16 protein-coding genes are annotated in these 17,746 nt (G+C 40.6%); 10 read left to right on the forward strand and 6 right to left on the reverse strand.

All coding sequences use genetic code 11. The features are described 5' to 3' along the window. Positions 1-276: 276 nt before the first annotated feature. From LM917_RS02970 to LM917_RS03005, 8 genes are all read left to right on the forward strand, one after another. Entirely contained in the window at positions 277-2,334 is a 2,058-nt protein-coding gene (locus tag LM917_RS02970) for a sigma-54 interaction domain-containing protein (RefSeq protein WP_232696007.1), read from the forward strand. A gap of 200 nt (positions 2,335-2,534) precedes the next feature. Beyond that, positions 2,535-3,641, forward strand: coding sequence for a M20 family metallopeptidase (locus tag LM917_RS02975; RefSeq protein ID WP_232696008.1), 1,107 nt, complete (start codon positions 2,535-2,537; stop codon positions 3,639-3,641). Further along, entirely contained in the window at positions 3,625-4,386 is a 762-nt protein-coding gene (locus tag LM917_RS02980; RefSeq protein WP_232696009.1) for an SDR family NAD(P)-dependent oxidoreductase, read from the forward strand. The genes LM917_RS02975 and LM917_RS02980 overlap by 17 nt, the downstream gene beginning before the upstream one ends. Continuing rightward, the gene (locus LM917_RS02985; RefSeq protein ID WP_232696010.1) at positions 4,301-5,779 is read left to right on the forward strand and encodes a glutamine synthetase family protein; all 1,479 of its coding nucleotides are present in this window, start codon (positions 4,301-4,303) and stop codon (positions 5,777-5,779) included. Before LM917_RS02980 ends, LM917_RS02985 begins: the two co-directional genes overlap by 86 nt. Before the next feature lie 34 nt (positions 5,780-5,813). Beyond that, positions 5,814-7,268, forward strand: a complete 1,455-nt coding sequence (locus tag LM917_RS02990) for an NAD-dependent succinate-semialdehyde dehydrogenase (RefSeq protein WP_232696011.1) — start codon at positions 5,814-5,816, stop codon at positions 7,266-7,268. Positions 7,269-7,322: 54 nt separating this feature from the next. Next, positions 7,323-8,711, forward strand: a complete 1,389-nt coding sequence (locus LM917_RS02995; RefSeq protein WP_232696012.1) for an APC family permease — start codon at positions 7,323-7,325, stop codon at positions 8,709-8,711. Between the two features lie 546 nt (positions 8,712-9,257). Next, positions 9,258-9,518 (forward strand): CD3324 family protein, encoded by a 261-nt coding sequence (locus tag LM917_RS03000; RefSeq protein WP_232696013.1) that lies wholly within the window; start codon positions 9,258-9,260, stop codon positions 9,516-9,518. A gap of 308 nt (positions 9,519-9,826) precedes the next feature. Beyond that, the gene (locus tag LM917_RS03005; protein WP_232696014.1) at positions 9,827-10,465 is read left to right on the forward strand and encodes a FusB/FusC family EF-G-binding protein; all 639 of its coding nucleotides are present in this window, start codon (positions 9,827-9,829) and stop codon (positions 10,463-10,465) included. 237 nt (positions 10,466-10,702) lie between these two features. On the opposite strand, the gene LM917_RS03010 is transcribed toward LM917_RS03005, so the two are convergent. Next, positions 10,703-11,686, reverse strand: a complete 984-nt coding sequence (locus LM917_RS03010) for a ketoacyl-ACP synthase III (RefSeq protein WP_232696015.1) — start codon at positions 11,684-11,686, stop codon at positions 10,703-10,705. Between the two features lie 545 nt (positions 11,687-12,231). Between LM917_RS03010 and LM917_RS03015 the strand changes: the two genes are divergently transcribed. Continuing rightward, entirely contained in the window at positions 12,232-12,909 is a 678-nt protein-coding gene (locus LM917_RS03015; RefSeq protein WP_232696016.1) for a response regulator transcription factor, read from the forward strand. Then, a complete protein-coding gene (locus tag LM917_RS03020) occupies positions 12,902-14,152 on the forward strand; it encodes a sensor histidine kinase (RefSeq protein ID WP_232696017.1) in 1,251 nt (416 codons plus the stop codon). Before LM917_RS03015 ends, LM917_RS03020 begins: the two co-directional genes overlap by 8 nt. A gap of 78 nt (positions 14,153-14,230) precedes the next feature. Here LM917_RS03020 and LM917_RS03025 read toward each other — a convergent pair whose 3' ends face one another. From LM917_RS03025 to LM917_RS03045, 5 genes are all read right to left on the reverse strand, one after another. Next, positions 14,231-14,797 carry a ferric reductase-like transmembrane domain-containing protein gene (locus tag LM917_RS03025; RefSeq protein ID WP_232696018.1) on the reverse strand — a complete coding sequence of 189 codons (567 nt, stop codon included), beginning with the start codon at positions 14,795-14,797 and terminating at the stop codon, positions 14,231-14,233. 1 nt (position 14,798) lies between these two features. After that, entirely contained in the window at positions 14,799-15,728 is a 930-nt protein-coding gene (locus LM917_RS03030) for an FAD:protein FMN transferase (RefSeq protein WP_232696019.1), read from the reverse strand. Next, the gene (locus tag LM917_RS03035) at positions 15,703-15,945 is read right to left on the reverse strand and encodes a hypothetical protein (RefSeq protein WP_232696020.1); all 243 of its coding nucleotides are present in this window, start codon (positions 15,943-15,945) and stop codon (positions 15,703-15,705) included. The genes LM917_RS03030 and LM917_RS03035 overlap by 26 nt, the downstream gene beginning before the upstream one ends. A 14-nt stretch (positions 15,946-15,959) precedes the next feature. Next, on the reverse strand, positions 15,960-16,634 hold the full coding sequence (locus LM917_RS03040; protein ID WP_232696021.1) for a copper amine oxidase N-terminal domain-containing protein: 675 nt from the start codon (positions 16,632-16,634) through the stop codon (positions 15,960-15,962). Between the two features lie 313 nt (positions 16,635-16,947). Next, positions 16,948-17,715 carry a zinc ribbon domain-containing protein gene (locus tag LM917_RS03045; protein ID WP_232696022.1) on the reverse strand — a complete coding sequence of 256 codons (768 nt, stop codon included), beginning with the start codon at positions 17,713-17,715 and terminating at the stop codon, positions 16,948-16,950. Positions 17,716-17,746 lie beyond the last annotated feature (31 nt).

The raw sequence follows: 17,746 nt of genomic DNA on the forward strand, positions 1-17,746 counted from the left end.
TTATAAAGTGAATGTATACTCGTGAATAATAGTATAATGCTAGATAAGTGCCGTGGAGGATTTCTCAACTAATATGATTCACATGACATTACTTAGAGTAATCATATTTTCCAATCTCATTTTTCTTGAGTCATACTTCTTGCTATAAAAGGTTATTCACCCTTAAAATTCGTAACATTTTTGATCATCACACTTTTAAAAGAGATGTCCGATCTTTTTATAGATACTAACAAATGAAAAAATATAGTAAAAAAGCAAAGATTATTTCAAGAGGAAGTGATTCAAATTAAGGATAGTTTGAGAAGAGTAGCGATCATAGCAGGATCTGAAAAAACAGCGAATGTCATTGCAATTCAACTGAACGAAATATTAGGAAAATTCATTACATTTATTGGGTTTTCCATGCATGAATGGAGAGAAAACAAGAATGAATTCCATATGGTCTTGATAAGTACACAGACCATCTTTACTCGAGATATCGCACCTCGAATCAAAACAGGAACAATCATTTTTGTTATCAGGCGTACGTTGCTTCGCAAAAGCTGGGAAAAAGTGATGGCTATTCCGTCGGGAAGTAAACTCCTTGTAGTCAATGACCAAAGAGACTCCTCGGAAGAAACAATTTCCCTGTTAAGAGAATTGGGCGCCGGTCATCTTGAACTGTTTCCGTATTATCCTGGTGTGCCGAATTGGCAGGAAACAACAGCTGCCATCACACCGGGTGAAAGACAGCTTGTACCCGCATTCATCAATCAGGTGATCGATATCAATGAACGAGTAGTGGATGTAAGTACACTGGTTGATATTTTAACCCAGTTTCAACTGCTGAATAACGAAACCAGAAACGTCCTCTCACGTTATGCTGACAAAATTGTTACACGCAGCCAAGGTATCCAATTCACGCTCCAAGGAATGCTTCATATCAATAATATTCTGCAAAGAACGTTAAATATGGTGCAGGACGGCGTCATTGCATACGATCATGATGGAATTATTACCTTATTTAATCGGACTGCGGAAACAATCTTTGGCTTTTCTTCAGAAGAGGCGCAAAAACACACAGTGGAAGGACTGCTTCACCGAGAAGGGGTCGATCCAATTACACTGCAGCAAGAGTGGAAAGATTGCCTCATTCACATCAAAAAGCAAAAGATCCTGATAAATCGACAGCATATCGATGAAAACGGCCTTGTTACAGGCGGTGTGCTTACGCTGAAAATAGGTAAAAAGGTTGAAGAGCTGGAGCTGAAACTCCGCATGCAGTCAAAGGGACATGAAGCCAAATACTCGTTCAGTGATTTGATCACATCATCGGAAAAAATGATAAAAGTAGTCTCGCGAGCGGAAAAAATGGCGAAGAGTGATTTGAGTGTACTGATTTTGGGAGAAAGTGGGACTGGAAAGGAATTATTTGCACACGCAATCCATCAGGCTTCACATCGGGCTTCTTTTCCCTTCGTGGCAGTTAACTGTAGTGCCCTTCCGGATAATTTGCTGGAGAGCGAGTTATTTGGATACGAGGAAGGGGCGTTTACTGGAGCGAAAAAGGGTGGAAAGCCTGGTTTGTTTGAACAAGCACATAAGGGAACCATCTTCTTAGATGAGATTGGTGATATTTCCCCCAACATGCAGAGTCGTTTGCTACGGGTATTGCAGCAGAAGGAAGTTTTGAAAGTGGGTGGGACACGGCTCCTGCATGTCGATGTTCGAATCATTGCAGCGACCAATCGCCATTTAGCAAAGCTCGTCGAAGAAGGGAAATTTCGCGATGATTTGTATTACCGTTTAAAAATATTGCAACTGGAAGTACCTCCGTTACGTGAAAGGCGAGAGGATATTCCGCTTCTTGCCTCTTATTTTTTGGAGCGTAGAGGAGCAATTGAGGTGGGGTTGGACGGAATCTATGAGGCATTGCAGTACTATCGCTGGCCAGGCAATGTAAGAGAACTGGAAAATACGATGGAATACATCGCCTTCATGAATGATGGAAATCTGACCATTGAGGATCTTCCTATGTATTCCGATGAACAGGTCGATCAAAATCCAATCCCTCTCGATACGAAGGATCAGATCGTTTCCGTAAGTGCAGCAGGGATCAGTGTAGAGAAATTAGTACTCAATATCATTCATCAATCCAAAGCGGAGGGGAAAAACGCAGGCAGAAGAGCAATCGTTACAAGTGCGAAAGAAAAAGGGTTGGCTATTTCGGAGAATGAAGTTAGAAAAACAGTAGAAAAGCTACGTGTAGCTGGATATGTAGAAGTGGCTTCAGGACGTTCCGGGTGTAAATTGACGCCACAGGGATACCAAAAAATCCAGAATGGGACAATTTAAACGGGACAAATGGGATAAATGGGATGATTTTCGCCTGTTTATCCCATTTATTTTTTGAAAAATGGAGCACTTCACATCATTACTGGGCATTATTTTCAAATTTTTTACATGGCATAGCTTTTGCAATCTCTAAGAGCAACGACCCCAAAAGGAGGGGATGTATTTCAACATGATGATAGGAAAGCGAAGGGTGTGGCTACATGAAAGATTTTCTTGTACCGTTAGCTATTGATTTGATTCGAATGAAAAATACCAGTCCAGAAGCAATCAATACATCCGCAGAATTTTGCGCGAACTGGCTAGGACAGCAAGGACTCAGTATAAAAGTGTTGGAAAACCAAGGCTTAAAGAGCGTTGTGGCAGTAGGCGGTCAGTCTGACTCAGGAGAAACACTGATTTTAAACGGACATCTGGATGTGGTTCCGGGTGATCCATTAGACTTTGTTCCTCGAATAGAAGATGGCAAATTGTTTGGCCGTGGCAGCTACGACATGCTTGGTGCAGTCGCAGCCATGATGATCGTGACAGCGGAGATAGCCAAACAGCCTTCTGCATGCAAGGTTGTCTTGCAACTGGTTCCAGATGAAGAGACTGGAGGCCAGTGTGGCACAGGCTTTTTAGTTGAACAGGGAGCGCGAGGCGATTTTGTCATTTGTGGGGAACCGACTAATCTTCATATTGCGGTTCAGGCAAAGGGAGTCTTACAGCTTCAAATTGAGGTAAGTGGTATTGCTGCTCACGGCAGTCGGCCGTGGCTAGGGAAAAATGCGATCACAAGAGCTTTGGAAAACTATCAGAATATCCAATCCCTTGATTTTTTACATGCCAGCAGCAAGTTTTTTCAGAGACCTTCCTTTAACCTAGCAAAGATAGAGGGTGGGAAGGCGATTAATCAGGTGCCGGATCATTGTTCATTTCATTTGGACATTAGATATCTTCCCAATCAGGACCCAGAACAGATTTTAGCTGATATCAAAAACGTTGTATCAGATGCTACCGTAACGGTTGTTCAGCAAGGCGATCCGGTTCAAACAGACGAAAACGACAGGCATGTGAGCTTGTTGCAAAAGACAACTAGCGAATTGACGGGGAAACCCATAAAACTGTTTGGGCAGGATGGATCGGCTGATACCCGCTTCTACGCCAAGCATGCCATACCAGCAGTGGAATTTGGTCCTGTTGGTGCGAATCACCATGGTCCTGATGAGCATGTGAATATTGAATCACTGTACACGTATCAACAGATTCTGAAGAATTTCATCACAAAACAAAATGAGAGGATGATTTTGCATGAAATTAAAAAATAAGGTAGCGATTGTGACAGGTGCTGGTTCAGGAAATGGTCGGGCGATTGCCCTTCGTCTGTTTCAAGAAGGGGCAACTGTGGTTGTTGCTGATTTGAATGAGGCGGCTGCACATGAAACGATTTCTCTCGCATCTGAAGGTAGCAAAGCAATGGTGATAAAAGTGGACGTGACCAAAAAAGCGGAAGTGGAGAATATGGTTGCGCAAACGATTCGTGAGCTTGGAAAAATTGATATTCTAGTTAATAATGCCGGGATCGTTGCATTTACACCGTTTCTTGAACTGGGCGAAGAAGAGTGGGATCGTGTACACAATGTGAATCTGAAGGCACCATTTCTATGCTCGCAGGCGGTTGCGAAGGAAATGATTCAAACGGGTCAAAAAGGGCGAATTATTAACATCACATCGGTTGAAGCCCAACGCGTTGTTTCCAGTAGCGGTCACTGCCAGCCTCATTACAACTCTTCCAAAGGCGGATTGCATATGTTGACCAAGGCGACTGCATTGGAGCTCTCTTCCTATGGCATTACGGTCAACAGTGTTGCTCCTGGTGTGGTACAAACCCCTTTCACCGAAAAAGGCTTGGCTATCCCGGAAATTAAGCAATGGGTATTAGATCGTGTGCCTGCAGGACGGGTCGGTAAGCCACAGGATGTTGCCAATGCAGTTGTCTTCCTTGCTCTGGATGAGTCAGAATACATTACGGGAAGCACTCTTGTTGTTGACGGAGGGTGGACCATTCAATAAGCATATTAACCTGACAGAAGGAAGTGAAGGTAAAATGGGAAAAATGAATTTGAAACAATTGCAAGACCATGTTCAGAATGGCTTGATTGATACGATTACGGTTGCAGGTGTCGATATGCAAGGTAAACTGTTTGGAAAAAAGCTTCCCGCGCGCTTCTTTTTAGAAGATGCGCTGGAAGGAATCCACACGTGCGCTATTAATTTCATTTGGGATGTAAGTCTTAAGTTTTCTGAAAATTATGAGTTCTGTAACTTTGATACTGGCTTGCACGACATGAAAGTCACACCTGATTTCAGCACGCTTCGTACCTATCCTTGGATTGCAAAAAATGCGATTGTGTTGGGAGATATTTTTAACAAGGATGGTTCTGTGGTGAGCATAGCACCGCGGCACATGCTGAAAAAGCAATTGAAGAAGGCGGAGTCGATGGGCTTTCAGGCATTTGCTGCATCCGAAATGGAGTTTTACATCTTCAAAGAGACATCAGAATCTGCCCGCGAAAAGAATTTTACCAATCTAAAGCCGTTGTTCTCTTATCCGATTGATTATTCCATCTATCGGCTAAACGTGGATGACTGGTTTTTGGGACAGGTTTCTCGTTACCTGGAAGAAATTGGCATTCCACTTGAAGCTATCAAGGGCGAATGGGGTAATGGGCAGATCGAAATCAATGTAAAGTATGCGGATGCTTTGGAGATGGCGGATCGCACGGCTCTCTATAAAAACGGAATCAAAGAGATCGCCGCGCAAAACAACATGATGGTCACCTTTATGGCCAAGCACGACACGAACGATTCAGGAAGCAGCGGGCACACGCACATCAGTCTGTGGGACAACACTGGAAATAATCTTTTCTACGATCCTGACCACAAACATCGATTAACAGATACTGGACGATACTTCCTTGGCGGCATGATGGCGTTGGCACCAGAATTCATGATCTTCTATGCACCTTATATCAATTCATACAAACGTCTTTCGAATACTGGCGGAGCCCCAAATACATTGACGTGGGGAGAAGATAATCGGACAACTTCCTTTCGCGTCGATGGAAAAGGCAAATCGTGTCGGGTAGAGAATCGCATCCCGGGCGCTGATGTGAATCATTACCTTGTTTTAACCGCCATGTTGGCTTCCGGTCTGTATGGCATTGAGCATCAAATTGATATAGCCGAGCCCACAAAGGGTAACGCTTCGAGTGCACCGGGTGTAAAACGACTCCCTTCTAATCTGGCAGAGGCGATCAATCTGTTGGAGCAGAGCGAGATAGCAAGACAGCTTCTGGGCACTGACGTGGTCGAGCATTATCTGATTGCGGCAAAGAATGAGCTGAATGACTATTTCTTTGAAGTAACGGATTGGGAGAGAAAGAAGTATTTCGAGTTTATCTAGCAAGAGATTAAGGGAAGGGGATGGAAGATACAAGATGAAGCTGATTCAATTGAACGATTGGAACTTTTCATGGATTAACGGGGAGAAAGTTCAACTAGATGATACAAGCGAGGTAATTAATCCAGCAACGGGCGAAACAATAGGCCTGGTTCCCAATGGAGGAAAGGAGCTAACTCAACGTGCGATAGAGGCTGCTTCCCAAGCCCTCCCGTCTTGGTCAAAATTGACTGCTGGACAACGAGGTACCTATTTACTGGATTGGGCAGATCGGGTTCTAGCAGATAAAGAAGCGCTTGCGCAGTTGCTATCGTTAGAGCAGGGCAAACCTCTCGAAGAAGCCAGAGGAGAAATAGAAGGCGTCGCAGTCTATATCCGCTGGTATGCAGAAGAAGGGAAACGTGCGTATGGAGAAATTATTCCTGCATCCCGTCCGGGGCAGCGCCTGATGGTATTACGGGAAGCAATTGGCGTGGTGGGATTAATTACACCAGCGAATTTTCCAGCGGCAATTCTCGCAATGAAAGTGGCACCCGCCCTTGCAGCAGGCTGTAGCTTTGTTCTTAAGCCAGCCGAGCAGACTCCGATGATTGCTATTGCTTTGATTTCGCACCTGATGGATACTAATTTGCCAGCTGGCGTCGCCAACCTGGTTACGGGAAATCCCGAAGTGATTGGAAGTACGCTGTCAGCGGATTCGAGAGTGAGGAAGATCGCGTTTACAGGATCGACAGAAGTTGGCAAAATTCTCATGCGCCAGGCAGCGGACAACGTAAAACGATTGACGCTTGAGCTTGGCGGCAATGCGCCTGTCATCGTTTTTCCTGACGCCGATCTGGATAAAGCAGTTGACGGTATTATGGGGAACAAGTTTGAGAATTGTGGTCAGGTCTGCAACGGAATCAATCTAATCTATGTTCACGAAACAATTCACCACGAATTGGTGGAGAAACTGGCAGAACGAATCAAGCTCTTAAAGGTAGCGAGTGGGACCGAACCAGGGAGCCAAATTGGTCCAATGATCGATCCCTCCTACCTTGACAAGGTGGAGACACTGGTTAACGATGCTGTAGCAAAAGGAGCAAAGGTGCTCGTAGGCGGAAATCGTATCGCCCGGGAAGGCTATCAAAACGGCTATTTCTATGCACCGACGCTTTTGGACGAGGTACATGCAGAAATGGAGCTGACCCGCCGAGAGATTTTCGGGCCGATCGCACCTGTACTTACGTTTACTGATGAAGAAGATGTAGTGAAGCGATGCAACAACACGCCATATGGTTTGGCCGGTTATGTGTACACCAAGGATGCTGCGCGCATGTTCCGCATGATCGACGGTTTGGAAGTAGGTAATCTGGCGATCAACGGTACGTCTCTGGCAAATCCGCAAACGCCATTCGGCGGTGTGAAGGAAAGTGGAATAGGCAGGGTTGGTGGACATCAAGGGCTGGAAGAATACTTGGAACTTAAGTATGTGTCGTTAACGCTGGAGTGAGCCCCACTCCTCTGCGGAAGATTTTTGCCAGATCAATAGAAATGAGGAATGCTCATGTCTGAAGTGGTGATTCAAACGACAGAGAGTGAGAAAGGCACAAATCTTGGCTACAAACAGGAATTAAAAAGAAGCCTTACGCTGAAGGATCTAATTATTTACGGTTTGATAACCATGTTGCCGATTGCTCCTATCCAAGTTTATGGCCTGATTGCCAAGGAAAGTTTTGGCATGGCACCATTGGTTTATCTTGTCGGGGTAATTGCGATGGTGTTTACAGCTATTAGTTACAGCCAAATGAGTAAAGAGTTTCCGATTGCTGGCTCCGTCTACTCCTATGTTCAGCGCGGATTAAATCCGCACGTCGGGTTTGTCACAGGATGGTTAATTGCCGTCGATTACATTATGGCGCCCGCTTTGCTCACAGGTTTCTCAGCAATGTGGTTAAACAGTATTTTTCCTGCCATTCCTACTGTTGTTATCATGCTTGTTTTTATTTCGATTAATACTTTTATTACCGCAAGAGGAATTAGCTTAACCGCTCGGGCAAACAAGATCTTTCTCACTATGGAAATTGCCGTTCTGCTTATTTTTCTCGGATTTGCCTTCAAATTCGTTTTTATTGACGGAAACGGGGTGGGAGGATTTTCACTTGATCCTATCTTTCAAGCTGACAAGATAGACTTTCATTTTATTGCCAGTGCTGCATCCATCGCAGTGTTAGGTTTTCTCGGATTTGACGTCATTAGCACGCTGTCTGAAGAAGTGGAAAATCCGCAAAAGACAGTAGGTAAAGCGACTATTACTTCCTTGGTGATAATTGGCTTAATTTTTATGCTGCAAACCTATCTTGCAGCTCTCGCGCATCCCGACTATGAGGGGCTCGATCCGGATATGGCCTTTTTCGATATTGCCCGGGAAGTTGGAGGGGATTTCCTATACTATTCGCTTATCTTCGTGGGCGTAGCAGCTGTAGGGATAGCTAATGCGTTGGCGATTCAATCAGCGATTTCACGGATTATCTACTCCATGAGTCGAGATAAACTGCTTCCATTCTCGGGAATCTTGGGAAAAATCCATCCGGTTTACAAAACACCCTTTAATGCAACGATTTTTGTCGGCTTCGTCTCGCTCATTGTCTCATTATTTATATCGATTGAAAATATCGTCCAATTAATTAACTTTGGCGCATTAACCACCTTTATGGTGTTGAATCTCTCCGTATTCGCGCACTTCTATGTGAAAAAGGGACGACGGGATGCAAAAGGGTTTTTCAATTACCTTCTGCTTCCGATGATTGGCTTTTTGATTATATTTTTCGTTTGGTCAGGCTTTGACCGAATGACATTTATCGTGGGAAGTAGCTGGATGATTGTAGGAATCATTTTGGGGGCAATCAAATCTAAGGGATATAAAGAAGTTCCTCCGGTTATGCGGGATATGTAAAGAGAGAATAATTTGCTAATTACGGGGCTACGAAGTAGGAGGAGCGTCATTTCCTCCTACCTGGGACTAGCAGGAAAACGGAGTTAATCTAAAACCCACTTCAGATTAATGAGAACTTTATCAATTGGCCGAGAACACTCATGATTTTAATCATGAGTGTTCTTGGCTTTGGACAAAGTCAAGTTGTTCTATCTGTATAACGACTACAGGATTTATTTGTTGAGAAGAAATAATCGGAACCCCTGAATATCTAGATGCATTCCAATCTCTTTTCATCTATAATGATAAAAATCAAAAACTCAACCAACCATGAGAAAGATGAAACAAGAAAAGTAATAAATAGTTCTGGAGGTGTATTACATGGCATATCAAAGCAGATTGCCAGAAACTGGAGCCACTCATGCAAAGCCGGGTATTGGAAAGGCGATACTTTGCATGGGGCTAACGTTTATCAAATCATAATCGCCCACGTGTACTGCTTTCATTTCTAATCATACTGGCTTTGCACCTTATTTTTCTATTTCAAAAAGTAAGGGGCTAGTAGAAATGAAATATGTGAATGCAACCACAATATTACCTGAAAAGTTACTTATAGAAATACAAAAGCACGTTCAAGGGGAAGCTATTTATATCCCAAAACCAAAAACAGCCCATGAAAAATGGGGGACACGTTCTGGAAGCAGGAAGTTACTAGATGATCGAAATACCAGGATTAAAAAAGCATTTAAAGATGGTAAGACTCTCAAACAATTAGCTGAGGAGTACTTTTTGTCTATCGAGACGATTAAAAAAATTGTTTATTCGTAATAATACTTGGATAAAGCACGGATGATCTGAACATCACAGATTATCTGTGCTTTTTTATGCCAAGTTTTCTAATCTGCGAACTCGTTAAGGTCCCGCAAGGGAGCCAAAACTGTCCGCTACACAGCAAAGAGTGCGGGAAGTGCAAAAAATAGAAGTTTTTCGTATGGCGAGTTCGTTTCTAAGTCGTCTTCTACATGTGAGTTGCTAGCCAGATCACATATAATAATGAGTAGTCAAAAAGATTTTTTCATTGGCTTCTTCAAGTGGCTACTTGTCAAATTGCTGTAACATGATTAGGAGTGAGTAGAATGGAACCGTTTATCCGAAATGATCAATATAATTTTATCAAGGCGCAAGCTAAAAATATCGTGAATGCATATGCATCTGTTAATGATAAGGCTATTCTTCATGCAGTTAAATCTGTCGCACAAGAAAAAGCGGTAGGGCTTTTCGATGATTTGGCTCATATGCAAGCAGAAGTAATCAGCCCAATTAGTCAAATTGAGAATAGAGTAACGTCGGATGCGTACTTAGCTCAACTAAAGCCGTATGTAATTCCGTTTCATCCGATATCGGATCGTACGATTGCTACTCTATTTCCAAAGGTGAAGAAGTTAAAGGGCCCCTCACTGGAGAAAGTGAATCTTCAAGAAATCTCATACCTGGGTTGGATTGATAAGGGCTCGAGCAAGAAATATATGATCGTAGAGTACCAAGACAAGTTAGTTGGTTTACAAGGTACATTTTCCAATCTTAATCAAAAAGGGGTTTGTGCACTTTGTAACAGGCATGAAGAGATAGGTATGTTCGTTATGGAAGTAAAGCGGTCTGGACTAGATAATTATGTTAAGAGAGGTAACTATATCTGTCAGGATAGCAAAAAATGTAATGAGAATATAACCACCTTGGATAGATTACACGATTTCGTCGAGTTACTAACCAGTTAAATCAATTTTTTAGAATAGGACAGTGATTTATTAATCTAGCACTTATGTCCCATTTCTTTTCAACATTATGTACAGGGAACTATGAATGAAAAGTCATAACTGCTTTTTCTAATAGACCAAAATAAAATCCTGTAGACCGTGATGAACAAAGGTCTACAGGATTTATTTGTTGAGAAGAAATACCAGAGCCCTTGAATCGTTTTCTTAGGAATTAGTAAGATGTATTCTCCGTTAAACTCATATGTTCCAATTAATTAGCAATCCGGCGTGTGTCAATCCACCACCGAAGCCATATAATAGCAACTTATTGCCATTCTTGATTTTACCTTCAAGTACACCTTTATCCAGTGATAAGGGAATTGTTGCTGAAGAAGTATTCCCGAATTCAACTAAGCTATATAATGTTTTCTCTATCGGGAAACCACTTTTTTCACAGATTGACTCAATTATTTTTACATTTGCACTATGAGGCACGAACCAATCAACGTCGCTTAGATCAATTGACGTATTTTTCAAAACAGCTAACATGCCTTTTGGAACAGTGGTTACAGCCCACTTGTAGACCTCGCGACCACTCTGAACAAAATGACCATTTCCTACTAAATCTTCACCGTTCATTCTTGTAGCGAGATTTGTGCAATATAACTTGCTTCCTCTTTCACCCTCTGAACCTAAATGAGAAGAAATAAAACTTGGCTGTTGGTCGTCATATTCAACGAGAACGGCTCCTCCACCATCTCCAAAAATTACACAAGTTGTTCTGTCTGTATAGTCGGTAACTCTAGATAAAGTTTCAGCACCAATAACAAGAATTTTCTTATGTAATCCAGATGTGATCAATCCATTAGCTACATGTAATCCGTAAGTAAATCCTGCACAAGCAGCATTCAAATCAATGGCTCCAGTGCTAGTAATACCTAGCTTTGCTTGAACTAAAGAGGCTACGCTTGGAGTCTTGAAATCAGGAGTCATCGTACAGACGATAATCATATCGACATCATCGACAGATTTATCGTATCGATCCATGAGATTCCTTACTGCCTTATAAGCAATGTCACTTGTAAACTCATCTTCATGTGCTATTCTTCGTTCCTTAATCCCAGTTCGCTTTACAATCCATTCATCATTCGTTTCTACCATTTTTTCTAACTGGGTATTTGTTAACCTTTTTTCTGGAACATACGAACCTATTGCAGTAATTCTTGCTTTAGATTTGAGCATATAGATTACACCTCAGTTTTTTGACTTATATGTATTCTAGCACTTAATATTATGATCTAGTACTAAAAATTAATATATAACGAAGGAACGTTTTTCAAGGCTAAACCTGAGGGGGTTTTTTTTACGATTATTCGGTAAAGTAATGAGGTAACAAAATGATACAAATAAAAACTGACGTTGTTGTGTGCGTTTTCATATAAAATGTCACATCACTCAAACCTGTAACGGCACAATGATGGCTGTTTCAGGTTTTTTTCATGTTCGCAATTATTATCAATTATTATGTCTATCTCTTACATAAACCTAACCACACTGGCTAAAGATGGTGATAAAATAAATATGAATTTGAGTATGTTTTGTCATAAATAAAAAAAGTCAATTTCCTGCATCACAATGTAAGTTTCATTTAAAGTCATAACATGAAAAGGGATATTGGTTACGAATCGCTATAGAGAGAATGCTTGTTTCGCTAGATTTTTCAATATTTTTCAAATTCGTTATATTCATAAAGTGAAAACTATCGCATACAAAGGAGGGTGAGCTTCTTGAATATCTTATTTGCTGAAGATGATGAGAGTTTAGGAAAATTAATTTCTCATTTACTGAAGAAGGAATTTTGCAGGGTGGATTGGGTAAGGGATGGAATGGCTGCTTATGATTATGCCTTGTGTACAGATTATGATTTTATTGTCCTCGACTGGATGATGCCGAAGTTAAGTGGAATTGAAACATGTCGGAGGCTGAGAAAAAAAGGCTATAAAGGTGGAATCTTATTCCTTACCGCAAAAGATTCGATAGAAGATGTTGTTGCGGGTCTAGACTCTGGTGCAGATGATTACCTAATTAAGCCTTTCAAATTTGAGGAACTTGCGGCAAGATTAAGAGCACTATCGAGAAGGACGGAGAAGCCTTTTGAAGAAATTCTTTTCTATGGAGATTTGCAATTGAATCTAAATACACACATAGTTAAACGAAATGGGCAGTTGATTGAACTATCTAAGAAAGAATATGAATTATTGGAGCTATTGCTCCGAAATAAACACCAAATTCTAACGAGGGAAGTTCTTCTTGAAAGAATTTGGGGGTTTGATGTCGAGATTACGGAGAATGCGCTTGATGCTTTGGTCAAGCTTGTTCGGAAAAAAATTGATCAATCTGGCCAGCCCTCCCTCATTAAAAATGTTAGAGGGGTTGGCTATAAATTGAGGGACGGTTATGTTTAATACGGTAAAAGCAAGGCTAACCCTACTCTTTACAGGATCTTTATTGATTATTCTGGTCATGTTTATTATTGTATTATATATTTTTATTTCTGGAGACATTAAAAATAATGAAATAGCAGAATTAAACAGCTTTTATGAAAAGGAAGAACATGAGTTTCTTGAGATATTTTTTGAAGATAAACACAAATATTTGGAATATAAACCAGAAAAAAATATTTTCTACTATGTATTTGATAGGAATCATAATTTGGTTTCCGGAGAAGAGACAGTTAAAAGCTTAGCTCAATATATCGAGAGGAATGATCTTCATAAGCAATCTTCAAAGTCTATGAAAGAAATAGAATGGGAGAATACTCATTTCCTTTTGGTCAATTATTCACTTCAGCATGATGGGAGAATCTTCGGAAGCGTCATGATTGGAATGGAAATTACAAATGACAAACATTTAATAGATAATATTATTTGGAATCTGCTATTTCTAACCTTATTGTTCAGTATATTATTTGCTTTGGCTGGGTATTTTTTTGCGGGGCAAGCAATGAAGCCGATCCAAAAATCCTTTCTCACACAGAGAAAGTTTGTTGCAGATGCCTCGCATGAATTAAGAACTCCTTTAAGTATTTTTTATAGCTCGATCGATGTGCTTGCAAGGGAAGAAAAAGAAAACTTAAGTTCTTTTGGACAGGAAGTTTTAGAAGATGTAAAAAACGAGGCAGAAATGATGAATTCTCTTCTTAATGATCTATTATTTTTGGCAAGAAATGATCAAGACAATTTGGAGTTGGAGCTAGAAGAACTAAATCTATCTTTACTTCTATATGATTTATTAAAAAGATTTTCGGGAATTGTTCCATTCGAATTAACTCTAACGTATGACATCCAAAATGATGTTGTTTTAAAAGGTGATCGTGTTCGGATACAGCAATTTATGTATATTTTATTAGACAATGCCGTCCGTTATACAAAAGAAGGGACTGTAATTTGCAGGCTAAAGATGCTCAATCAAAAAATAGTTATCCAGATACAAGACACAGGTCTTGGAATTTCTCCAGAGGATTTACCTAATATTTTTGACAGGTTCTATCGCGGCGATCCTTCTAGAAATAAAGATGGCTCTGGACTTGGTCTATCCATTGCTAAAACAATCGTCAATGCCCACGGAGGTGATATCCAGGTCAAAAGTGAAGTTGGTAAAGGAACTGAATTTTCCATAACATTTGCATCTAATATGCCGATCAACTAAAAGCGTCACGCGTCCTCTAAAACGAAAGGTTTTTTAAAAGACGTGGCGCTTCTCAGTTGACTCTCCTCTGTAACGGAGTTATGTGTTTGTTCTTGGACCTTTCTTATTTAGCGGATTACGTCTTCCTTCCAGATATCTGAATTGGATTAGTGTGATGACAAGTATAATGCTTGCGCCATACAGAAAGGAAGCCCACGGTTGTTCAGAGTCTGTACCAATCAAAATGCTATGCAGTACCATCAAAATCCACGCCGGAATGACGATGAGATGGACTTTCTTCCATAAGTCACGACCTAATTTTTTTATGAAAAAATCTGATGTCGCAAATGTGATAACAAACAGATAAAGGGAGATCGTTCCAAGGGCAGAGAAGACAGTGGCATTTTCAGCTAAAAAAGGAATGAGTATTTCCTGGATTTTATAGGGAACATACTCATTTTTCCATAGCAGTATCACATGAAAAATGCTAGTCAAAAACCCTGCCCAGCCGCTTGTCTGGTGAAGCTCCAACATGAGGAGTTTTTTCTTTTGAAAAATCGCAAAGCGGCTTAACAAACCAGCCGATATCGAAAAGGTAAATAGGAAGAAGGCAAGAAAACCAGATAAACGGATGAAATTCCAGATGGAAAATAACTCAATGCTCATTTTAGACAGTCCCCCCAAGCTTCAAGTCACCATTGAATGTAACAAGAACATAACTAAATTGCTCATGAACTTTCTTTAATACAGATTTTGTACATGTGGGATCATCCATTAAGCAAATTTTTGCGCCAATTTCTGCATCTAGACAATGTTCGGTTACAACGGATGCTTGAACAATCGGTGAATAGACAGGCATCCCAGTTCTTCCATCTAAAATGTGATGTTTTTTCGTGTCTCCCATCCTCCAGCTTCTATAAATAATATTAGAGGTGGCGATGCCCCCGTTTTGAATGCAAAAATGTCCTACTTCTTGGTCTTCGTGGTAAGGGTGCATGACTCCAATATTCCAGGTTTTTTCCCCATTTGACCATACCGCTATATCGCCACCCCCGTCGACAATACCATATCTACTATGAGCATGCTTCTTTAACCACTTGGAAACAGCTTCAACGGCATAGCCCTTTGCAATCCCACCAAGATCTATTCTTTGGCTTGTTTTCTTTGTTATTTGACTGCCTTCATGAAAAAGTAACGGTTGAAACTCCTTTTCATAATTTGTTGATTTCTCTTCGTTAGTGGATGTTTCGAAGGGAAAGGATTGTTTATATCCATACTCCTCTAGTTGAGTGAGCATATATGGTGAAAACCGACCTTCTGTTTTTATACGGTATTCCTCTGCCTTTTTTAATAGATCATAAAGAGTAGGGGAGACGTATATAAGTGAATCCCTTTTTGTCTCGTTAAATCTACATAATTCATTATTGTTTTGAAACCTTGAAAATGCATATTCCATATATTTGAGCCATGAGATGATAGGTGATTTCCAATCAGCAATGCTACTATTTGAAATGGAGATAAAAAACGTAGTATTCATCGTATTAAATTCTAAAGTCTCCATCTTATCATTATTAGCTTCTTCTTGAAGATCGATCATTCTTAGAATTCCTTTCATCATTCATTACTTGAACAGAAAAATCACTCCAATCAAGCTTTACTAGCTCTTTTTCCCGATCACTCATTGAGTCGTTAATTTCAACTGCCAGTGGATTTTTGACAGTAGATTCATTTTCAGTTAATTGACCTAGAATAAATGCCGAGAAAGCTGCTCCCGTAATTCCAACTATCCATTTTGCTTTTGTATTTTCTTTCATTTATTTCACCTCATCTATAATATTTCCTGGAAGATAATGGTCTCTTTTTCTGCATTCCAGCTGACTCTATAACCGAAAGCATTTGCGATCACTGAAATGGGCAAATAGACAGATTCTTCATAAAAGAAAGCCGATGTAGGCATTGGTGTTTTGACCATATTTTCATAAGCTGCATTGGATCTGGCACGGACAATGAGTTCTTTTTTGTCCTTTGAAACTTCAAGAATCTTGCTTTGTTGATAATATGTTGACTCTGCATTAAGAAACATTGCTATTTTTTCACCCTTAACGAGCAATTGTCCGTTTTGTGGAATTATGTAAAACATTTCGCTTCTGTTATTTAGTTCAATTATTACTTCCCTTGTATCCTGAATGGGTAGATTCTCATGTAAAGAAATGCTTGGCTCCCTTGTCCATATGTTCCAAAATGAATTTTTGACTAGATTACTTTCATATAGAGACCTGGTTCCATTTTTATATGTTTCATTATCATTTTTCCAATCATCATCGTCGTGATCGTCATCATCCCAATCAAAAAAATTCTGTTCATCTTTCTTGTGCTTTTCATATTTTTCACTCTTTTTGTGATCATCACCATGATCGTCATCTGCTTTCACAATATTTGTTGCTTGAAAAATTAATAAGAGAATGAACACAAACAAGGTCCACCTCACAATGATTGATTTCATTTCATTACCTCCTTGGGAAACACTTTAATCACCCTTTCTGAAAAAAGAATGAAAGGATCAAACAATATTGAGGTCGATTTGAACATCGGAAGCATGTAAGCTAACGAAAGGATTCAAGGAAGTGGAGCTGGTGAGTGGTGAATTATTAGGTGTTCGTGAAGTCTGTTTCAGTGGTGGCTTGATTTGGTAAAATAACGAGGTAACAGAATGATACAAATAAAACAGACGCTAGATTGATTCTACGTCTGTTTTATTTGTATCAAATTTTTGAAGAGTTATAGAAGAGGGGAAAGTCCATTTCAACTAAGAAAAATTATTCAGGTGTAGCAATTGCGATATAGATATCGACGACAACGTTGGCAGGGTCCATGCACCGTTCGTCATATCGTTCAAAATCACCTGTGAATGTCCGAGACACTCCATTTTTCATGGACCATTTCCATATATCTTGCCATGTTTCAATTACCACTTCAGAGAGAGGCCCGCGTCTGGTAGTAAAAACGGCATAGGTGGCCTTGGGGAGTGTAACCACGTCCAGGCCTTCTGGGACGCCCTGAGTAGAGCTGACTCTTTTTCCGGCCATTATTGAGTATTCTCCCAATGCTCCGTTCTCATAATTATAGTAAACACCATAAGCTACTGCGGACTCATCTGTTAGTACCTGATCTAATTGCTTGGCAGCATACTGCTCCCATAGATTACCGATAACCCCTTCGCCAGACATTTCACATGCATTCGTCGTACGTGCTGAGATCCCGGCTATCACGATTGGATCAAGATGTTCAATTCGGGGTTCAGGGACTGAATCAACACTCGTTGCCCCTTGGTTTTCCCAACGCTTTAAGTTGGGTAGTACACGTAAAAGCATAGCTCGTGCTTGTTCATCGTCCATATTTTCCTGAATCATATGAGGGACACAGATTTCAATCATTTGTTCCATTGTGCAGTCGGGATAGGTAAATGCGCCATCTTTATAGCAATAGATACAGTAATCCTTTGATTTGCTTTGATCTTTTTCAGTCCCCAGAACAGCTTCTCCTAGCGGCATACTACAACTTTGACAAAAAGTAGGTAACGTCATGTTTATCACTCCTTCTCTTGAATAACACCAG

The organism is Brevibacillus daliensis (assembly GCF_021245735.1).
Lineage (GTDB): Bacteria > Bacillota > Bacilli > Brevibacillales > Brevibacillaceae > Brevibacillus_B > Brevibacillus_B daliensis.